The organism is Vibrio sp. 2132-1 (assembly GCF_033344315.1).
In genome coordinates this window covers 18,334-26,766 of sequence record NZ_JAWPON010000032.1, presented here as the reverse complement: position 1 = coordinate 26,766, position 8,433 = coordinate 18,334, and the positions used below count along the sequence as shown (strand labels likewise).

Sequence of the window (8,433 nt, the reverse complement as noted above, 5' to 3'; positions counted from 1 at the left end):
ACCATTTGATCACATGACAAGATGTGCATCTACCTTAAATTTATGATTTTTATCAAAATCATTAGGGGATTCCTCAGGACTTAACATTCTTAAATTAGTAGTTAATCGTCAGCACTTAGTTTGATATGTAAGTGCTAGTTCACAGAGTAAAGTTATTTGCTACTTTTTTAAATTCTAAAGTTATTAAAAAGAGAACCAAAAAAAGTGTTTCTCATAAAAGAAACACTTTTAACACATTCAGGTCACAGAAATTATTAAGAGTTTACTAAATTAGGCAACCTAATATTGCAATAGCATTACACCGTTAACGAGTTGTCTGAAATATTTTCCTTTGCCCAAATAAGTGCTTGAACTCTATTTTTCACATCAATCTTCTTGAAAATATTATGTAAATGCGTTTTTACCGTATTCTCGCTGACAAATAATTGTTCGGCGATTTGTTGATTGGACGCCCCCATGGAAAGAAAGGTAATTATTTGTTGCTCTCGTTTGGTCAGAATAGCGGAAACATTCTTATTTATAGGTTTGCAATGTCGACGAAGGTAAGTAATGTACTGCTGAGAAAACTTACGGCTGAACCACATATCTCCTTGAAGCACCTTACCAATACCAACTTGCAACGTTTTTATATCATCAGAGGTATAGAAAATACCGGCCAAAGTACGCCAAGCAAAGAGGTCTTCTGTCGATATGGATTGCTCACAATTAATTAAGATTTCAAGCGTGTCTTTCTGCTTGGCCGCTTTAAACTCCGCATAACGGCGAAAAATTTCATCCGTGATCACGCTGCAATCAACAATAATGGCTGATGCAAGAGATTCATGTAACACTCCGTGAATCAGATTATCTGGCGTGATTAGAGCAACACTAATACCGAGTTTGGTCTCCAATACATCTTTCAACAGAGATGACTGTAGACTTCCCTCCGTGATTAAAATAACGTTTCTTTTTTTTTGCTGCTCCATCCTGATCGCATTCCCTTGGTCGTTTTTATTGAAATACGCAATAGATTTAGATAGAGCGGTAGTATTGTCAAGTATGAAAATCACTAGTACTAATTAATAACTCATTGAAGTGTCAATAATTTTTAAGTGGCAAGTATATGAGAGGTATTAGCATTTTTCAGACATTAAAAAAGGGAGTATAAACTCCCTTTTTGTGTTTGAGCAGGTGATTTAATCACGCACGTTAGAGGCAAAACACCACCTAACTTAGTGGATTGGAACTGCGTTTTTTTGGTTAAACTTACCAAAGTGTTGTTCTAACACTTCTGGCGTCAGCTTACCTTCCGCTTCCAGCTTTTTCAGCTCAGCGACGATCGCTTTTTGCTCTTCTAGCGACGGCAGTTTTACTTCTGGCTCCTGAGCGGTTTCTTGAGAAATTTGCTCTAGTTCTTTTTCGAAGTCATTCATAGTACTTACCTAAAATTAATGATTGAACTTTTAAACTTCGCCTATTCTATCCAACTCTATAACTTGAAGCTACCAACCATCTTGTCTAAACGAGAAGAGAGCGCTTGAAGATCGCGACTTGCATCCGCCAATTCTTCTGCTGTTGCGGTTGTCATTTCATTTATCGCGTTGATTTCTTCGATATTTTGATTAATGGTATGCACCACCGTGGATTGCTCTTCCGTCGCCGTTGCAACTTGTGTATTACGATCAGAGATGTCGGTGATTCGTTCAGAAATACTGATTAATACCTCGACTGCTTCATCGGTAGAAGTAACCCCTTCTATGGTGACCGCTTTGCCCGCTTCCATAGCACTTACCGCGTCTTGTGCGTCACTTTGAAGCTGATTGATCATGCGCTGAATCTCTTCTGTAGAATCAGCCGTGCGTGAAGCTAGGTTTCTTACCTCATCAGCAACAACCGCAAAACCACGTCCCTGCTCACCAGCACGAGCAGCCTCAATTGCAGCGTTTAGCGCAAGTAAATTCGTTTGCTCAGAGATGTCACGAATTACACCCAGAATCGAGCCAATATCTTTGGTTGTCGATGCCAACTGCGTAACAACAATATTGGTTGTTTCAACATCATCGGCTAGGCGGCTGATCACCTCTTTTGCTTTCATCACAACTTCTCGACCAGTTTGAGTGTTATCTGAAGCCTGATTTGCCGTATCAGCAGCGGTAGCCGCGTTTGATGCAATTTCACTGATGGTCGCACCCATTTGGTTGATAGCTGCAACTACTTGAATGGTTTGATCACGCTGCTCTTGGCTGTTGTCGTGTGTGGATGTTGCTTTCGTTGACACACTTTCTGCCGCTTGACTTAATGAGCCACTGGTTAAAGCAACCTCTTTCATCGTGGCATGAATCTTCTCAATAAATCCATTAAAGCCTTTTGAAAGCTGAGCAATTTCATCATTACCCTTAATTTCAATACGCTGCGCCAAATCGCCTTCACCTTGCCCAAGGTCGGTAAAACGATCGGCAATCAGTCGGATTGGTTTCGTAATGCTGTTTGCCAACCATACGCCCATGAGGATGAATACAACGGCAACAATGATGGTCGTAAACAGCATTTTTTTAGCTGTCGCATTCAGGTCTGCGAATACTTCATCAACGGGAACCACGCCAATAACAAACCAGTTCATTGAAGGAACATACAAACTAGAAACAAAAGTATCCTGCCCTTCAAACTCCACATTAATTAGGTTGAAGCTATTTTTGTTCAACAGCGCACTTGCGTCACTACCAAATAGTTTAGTGATAGAAGTTTGGTTCTTACCTTGTTGGCGGTGTATTTGAATCTGGCCTTGTTCATTAGTGAGGAACACGTAACCCGTATCTTCAATTTTAAACCCATTGAGCAAAGCAACCATATCTCCCATAGATTTAGAGAGACCTGACATTGATGTACCATTAAGATCTTGGAAATTGGCAAACATTTTCACTTCGCCATTTGCCTCTTGGAACACACTCACGGACGTTTCTTGACCAGACGACGTAAATCCAAAGAACCAAGCATCTTGCGTTCGGTTAAGTTGACGTAAGAATCCGTTTTGATTCCAGTAATATGCCGTTTGACGATTCGCTACCGACGCATCATTAAGACCATACTGTGATTTAACGTTATTGAGCTGCTGAACCAACTGAACTTCTACTGACGGATCACGGTCTGTATTAGATAGGGCTTCAACAATAAATTCGTTTGTAGCCAGCTGTTTTGCCGCTTGTTGCATTTCGACAACTTCGCGGTCAATTTCGGTATTGATTTGCTGCAACATCGCAGGTAGCTCGATGTCAATAAGACGATGGCTCAATACATCTCTCGCATGACGCTGAGCCATAACACCAACAATGATTGTTGATGCTAGAACAGCAAACGTAATGCCAAGTACAACCTTCTGTTTGATGCTCAAGGAATGAAGTTTCAACATATTCGGACCTTTTAAAAGAATCACTTGTTATTGGCCCCACAAGGGGAATCAGGTGCATATCTCATGACACGCACACCACGGAATCTTTATCGGCTCATATGTACAAAACTAGAGGCATTTCTCATTATATTATGAAAAATAAATGTAACACACTGTCAAATAAGCACTTTCAGAGATAGCACGTACTTGCAATTCTCTGTAGCGTCCCAATATTGAAAAGATAAATTGCAATAGAGCGTTGGAACTTTTTTCACATGGAAAATGACCAATACTCAACACGAAAATCACATGGATACCGAGAGTCCAAAGCATGCATAAATCTAACTTCGAAACTCTTCAGCAATACTTAGAGTCGCAGATCATCGGACAGCAAGATCTGGTAAAGCAACTGCTTGTTGCGCTTCTTGCAGATGGGCATATTTTAGTTGAAGGCCCTCCTGGGTTAGCAAAAACCCGTGCAGTAAAATCACTCTCAGACTGTGTTGAAGGCGACTTCCACCGCATTCAGTTCACCCCTGATTTGCTGCCAGCCGATTTAACCGGCACCGATATCTTCCGTCCCGAAACCGGAGAATTCACTTTCCAATCAGGTCCTATCTTCAACTCGCTTATTCTTGCGGATGAGATAAACCGTGCACCAGCCAAAGTACAAGCGGCAATGCTTGAAGCAATGGCAGAGAAACAAGTCACAGCAGGTCGTCATACCTACCCGCTGCCAGAGTTGTTTTTGGTTATGGCAACTCAAAACCCGATAGAGCAAGAAGGGACCTACCCCCTTCCTGAAGCGCAGCTAGACCGCTTTTTATTGCATTTAGAAGTTGAATACCCAGATGCGGAGCATGAGCTATCTATCTTGCGTATTAACCGCGGAGAAGCAAAAGGCGAAGCAAAGGTTGAACGCCCAATGTTAAGCCAACAAGATATATTCACCGCACGTAAAGAGGTGTTGGATATTCATATGGCGGAAACGATAGAGCAGTACATCGTCCGTTTAGTTATGGCGACACGTCAAGCCAACAAATATGACACTGAGTTGGACAAGTGGTTGTCAATGGGTGTGAGTCCGCGTGCTACCATCGCTCTTGATCGCTGTGCACGTGCGCACGCTTGGCTTGCTGGTCGTGATTTTGTCTCTCCGGAAGATGTTCAAACCATGGCTTATCCGGTACTGCGCCACCGTTTATTATTGAGTTACCACGCTCAAGCTGAAGGCATTACGGCAAACCAGGTCATCGATAAACTGCTAAACCTTGTTGGCAGTGCATAAACGAGTGAGTGATATGTCCGCTACACATTCATTACCACCTCATGCGAATGGGGTGACATTAACCCTTGAAGAGCTGCTCCAATATCGCACTCAATCTGTACGTTGGTTACCACCAGCACAGAGTCTCTGGTCGCAGATGAGTGGTAACCATACCAGTCGCCAAAAAGGGCGAGGTATGGATTTTATGGAGGTGCGCCAATATCAACCTGGCGACGATATTCGCAGCATTGATTGGCGAGTCACCGCTAGGACCGGTAAAGCACATACGAAGTTGTTTGCAGAAGATAAAGAGCAAGCGGTCATTCTTTATCTTGATCTAAGTTCTAGTCTACATTTTGGATCTAAGTATGTACTCAAATCCGTTCAATTGGCCCACTTTGCCAGTGTTCTAATTTGGCTAACTCTAGCTAAAAAAGATCGCATCGGCGCAGTGATTGATGACGGACATCAATGTCTTGAATTTCGCCCCTCTTCTTTACAAAGACAAGGGCTGCGGATTCTTAACGCCATAGTCGACATACATAATGCGCAAGTAACTCGTACTGCAAGCAACGACACTCGTACACTGCCGTATACACAAGTATTGGAGACACTTCATACGCTCACCCCAAAAGGCAGCGAATTGATTATGCTCAGTGACTTTGCCCACGTAACACCAACGGAACTGGCACAACTACGTCGACTCAAACAACACAATAGCGTAAGGGCCGTTCAGTTTTATGATCCGTTAGAAAGAGGCGAAACAGACTTTAGAGGTCAAGTGAAAGCTTCGGATGGGCAGCATAGTCAATGGTTTAACTTTGGCTCTAAAGGACAACGAAGAGAACTCGAAAGCCACTTTACCCAACATCAAGAAACCATTAAGCAGCAATGCCATTCAATAGCAATTCCATTTAACACGCTATCAAGTGGCTGGCCCTTAATTTCACAATTAAGCTAACAAACTGACAAGCAGTATTTATTAAGCAGTAATAATAATGACAACAAACAACCAAAGCCTAAACCTTGAACCTTTGATTTTGCCAAACGCACCGGATTGGTTTCCGCTCGCTTGGGGATGGTGGGTGGTGCTTGCAGCCACCTTGCTCTTCGTTTTCGGCATTTGTCTTTATGTGAGATGGCGTAAAAAACACTTACGCGCAAAAAAGACAGCATTAACACTTTTAACTCAACCTACCGCGCCTCATACCCCCTCTTCTGCTCTGGAAATATTGCGCCAGGCAGCATTGAGTTACTTTCCGCGTGAAGAGATCGCACCATTAACCGGAATCGCTTGGTATGAATTTCTCGATAGCCATACCAAAGAAAGTCGATTCGTAGACAAACAACATCAGTGGCAAGAAGCGTTGTATCAGAATTCTTCCCAAGGGCAGCATCAAAGCTTGGTAGACGATTGTGTCTTTTGGATAACCTACGCTTTGCCACCAAAGAAAAAGGCAAATAACCGTGACTGAGCAAACACTCATAACCGATCTTGCCCAATGGCTAAACATTGAATTTGTCTGGTGGTGGGCACTGTTTTTGTTGCCCATCCCATGGCTGGTATACAAGTTCCTGCCACAAGAATCTCAACAAGCCGAGATCAAATTGGCGTACTTACCAACCAATGAGAATCGCAGCAAGCCTAAGCAAGCGCTGCAAAAAGCACTTTCAATCGCGATCTGGGGCCTTCTTGTCGTCGCTTGTGCGCGTCCAGTTTGGTTTGGCGATCCCGTTGAATTCCAACCCAAGTATCGGGACTTGATGTTAGTCGTCGATCTGTCCGGTTCGATGCAGCAGGAAGACATGGAACTCAACGGCGAATATATCGATCGCCTCACAGCAGTCAAAAAAGTTCTGTCTGATTTCGTAGCAAAGAGAAAAGGTGACCGTCTCGGAGTTGTTTTGTTTGGCGACCATGCTTATTTGCAAACACCACTCACCGCAGACCGCAAAACCGTCATGCAGCAGATTAATCAAACCGTCATCGGCTTGGTTGGTCAACGAACCGCCATTGGTGATGGTATTGGTTTAGGCACAAAAACCTTTGTAGACAGTGATGCTCCGCAACGAGTCATGATTTTGCTTAGTGACGGCAGCAATACTGCAGGGGTTCTCGAGCCGCTAGAAGCAGCGGAAATTGCGAAAAAATACAACGCCACTATTTACACCGTGGGCGTGGGCGCTGGTGAAATGATGGTGAAGGAGTTTTTCATGACTCGCAAAGTCAACACCGCAGCCGATTTAGATGAACAAACACTGACTAAAGTGGCAGAGGTGACAGGTGGACAATATTTTCGAGCGCGAGATACAGAAGAGCTCGAAAAGATTTATGACACCATCAACCAGCTAGAACCCGTATCTAGCGACACACAAACTTGGCGCCCACAGTCTGAATGGTTTCCATATCCATTAAGCGCTGCATTTGTATTATCGGTATTGTTATTCCTGTTAAGGAGAAAACATGGCTGAGTTTATTTTCCTCAATCCTTATTGGCTTTTGGGGCTCATCGTGATCCCTATCGCACTCTTGCTTAATCACAAATTTAGAGCCCAAAAATCCACACTGATTGCCCCTCACCTAGCGCGGATGCTCGGACAAAACACGCAGTCTAAGCATTACTTCACTCTATGGGGTTTAGCTTGGGCAATAACTTGCATTTCATTAGCGGGGCCAAGCTGGCAGTCCAATGCTCGACCAAGCTTTGAGTTAAACCAAAACCGTATCTTGGTGCTTGATATGTCTCGCTCTATGTTTGCTACAGACATCAAACCCAATCGGTTAGCACAAACACGTTATAAGGCGCTCGATTTGCTGCCTAAATGGAAAGAGGGAGCCACTGGACTTATTACTTACGCTGGCGATGCCTATAACTTAAGTCCACTGACAACTGATTCCAGCACGCTTGCGGGCATTATCGAAAATTTGTCACCAGAGCTGATGCCTTTTCAAGGAGCAAACCTGCCTGCCGCGATTGAACTTGCGATCAACCAGTTTTCTCAAGCCGGCACGCAACAAGGCGATATCATCGTGTTAGCGGATGATCTTGATACGTCAGAGCTGTCTCGCGCGTTAGATTTAGTCCAAGGTACAAAGTTTCGCATTTCTGTTCTTGCCGTCGGGACTCCTAACGGTGCGCCTATCGCGCTGCCCGATGGCTCTCTGCTAAAAACTGCACAAGGCACTACCGTCGTAGCGAAAACAAATCTGAAAAATCTACAAACGCTAGCGAATAAGACTGGTGGCCTATTTGTTCCTATTCAGCACACCAACCGTGATGTTGAAAACATCGCGGCCTTTACCAATAACATTGGTAGCCAGCTTTCTGCGACCCAAAGCGAAGAAGTTAAAACTGATTCTCGTCTCAACAGTGGCTTTTGGTTACTGCCGTTGTTACTTCTTCCTGCGGCTTTACTGTTTCGACGCGGCCTGATTTGGATGGTAGTTGCGACTGTAGTCCCAGTAACGTGGACACCGCATGCAAAAGCTAATCCGTTCTTAAATGCCGACCAACAAGGAGCGGAACTCTACAAGCAAGGTGAGTATGAACAGGCGCAAAACCTATTTACAAACCCAAGCTGGAAAGGAGCCGCCAGTTATCAAAAAGGTGACTACGAAGCCGCTATCGAAGCATTTTCTCATGATGCCTCCCTTAACGGCCGCTATAACCTCGCCAACTCGCTCGCTCAAAATGGTCAATTAGAAGATGCGGCTGATTTGTATAAAAAACTGCTAGAGGAAAAGCCTAACTTTGAAGCCGCGAAGAAAAACCTATCGGTTGTAGAAGAAAAGCTAAAACAG

At 43.8% G+C, this 8,433-nt stretch carries 8 protein-coding genes; 5 read left to right on the top strand and 3 right to left on the bottom strand.

Features of this window, described 5'->3' with window-relative positions:
• Positions 1-296: 296 nt before the first annotated feature.
• The 3 genes from R8N47_RS22745 to R8N47_RS22735 form a co-directional block, all read right to left on the bottom strand.
• Positions 297-965, bottom strand: a complete 669-nt coding sequence (locus R8N47_RS22745; RefSeq protein ID WP_021707603.1) for a LuxR C-terminal-related transcriptional regulator — start codon at positions 963-965, stop codon at positions 297-299.
• Positions 966-1,211: 246 nt separating this feature from the next.
• A complete protein-coding gene (locus tag R8N47_RS22740) occupies positions 1,212-1,412 on the bottom strand; it encodes a restriction endonuclease subunit S (RefSeq protein WP_005375165.1) in 201 nt (66 codons plus the stop codon).
• A 56-nt stretch (positions 1,413-1,468) separates the two neighbouring features.
• Entirely contained in the window at positions 1,469-3,385 is a 1,917-nt protein-coding gene (locus R8N47_RS22735) for a methyl-accepting chemotaxis protein (RefSeq protein WP_017821859.1), read from the bottom strand.
• Positions 3,386-3,695: 310 nt separating this feature from the next.
• Here R8N47_RS22735 and R8N47_RS22730 point away from each other — a divergent pair, with 310 nt between their 5' ends.
• From R8N47_RS22730 to R8N47_RS22710, 5 genes are all read left to right on the top strand, one after another.
• On the top strand, positions 3,696-4,652 hold the full coding sequence (locus R8N47_RS22730; protein ID WP_017635415.1) for an AAA family ATPase: 957 nt from the start codon (positions 3,696-3,698) through the stop codon (positions 4,650-4,652).
• 13 nt (positions 4,653-4,665) lie between these two features.
• Positions 4,666-5,592 carry a DUF58 domain-containing protein gene (locus tag R8N47_RS22725; protein WP_064354905.1) on the top strand — a complete coding sequence of 309 codons (927 nt, stop codon included), beginning with the start codon at positions 4,666-4,668 and terminating at the stop codon, positions 5,590-5,592.
• Between the two features lie 37 nt (positions 5,593-5,629).
• Complete coding sequence (locus R8N47_RS22720; protein ID WP_054574933.1) at positions 5,630-6,106, top strand: DUF4381 domain-containing protein; 477 nt, start codon at positions 5,630-5,632, stop codon at positions 6,104-6,106.
• On the top strand, positions 6,099-7,103 hold the full coding sequence (locus tag R8N47_RS22715) for a vWA domain-containing protein (RefSeq protein WP_064354906.1): 1,005 nt from the start codon (positions 6,099-6,101) through the stop codon (positions 7,101-7,103). Before R8N47_RS22720 ends, R8N47_RS22715 begins: the two co-directional genes overlap by 8 nt.
• Positions 7,096-8,433, top strand: a 1,338-nt coding sequence (locus tag R8N47_RS22710; protein ID WP_318185867.1) for a VWA domain-containing protein, incomplete at its 3' end; no start/stop codon positions are given. The genes R8N47_RS22715 and R8N47_RS22710, both read left to right, overlap by 8 nt.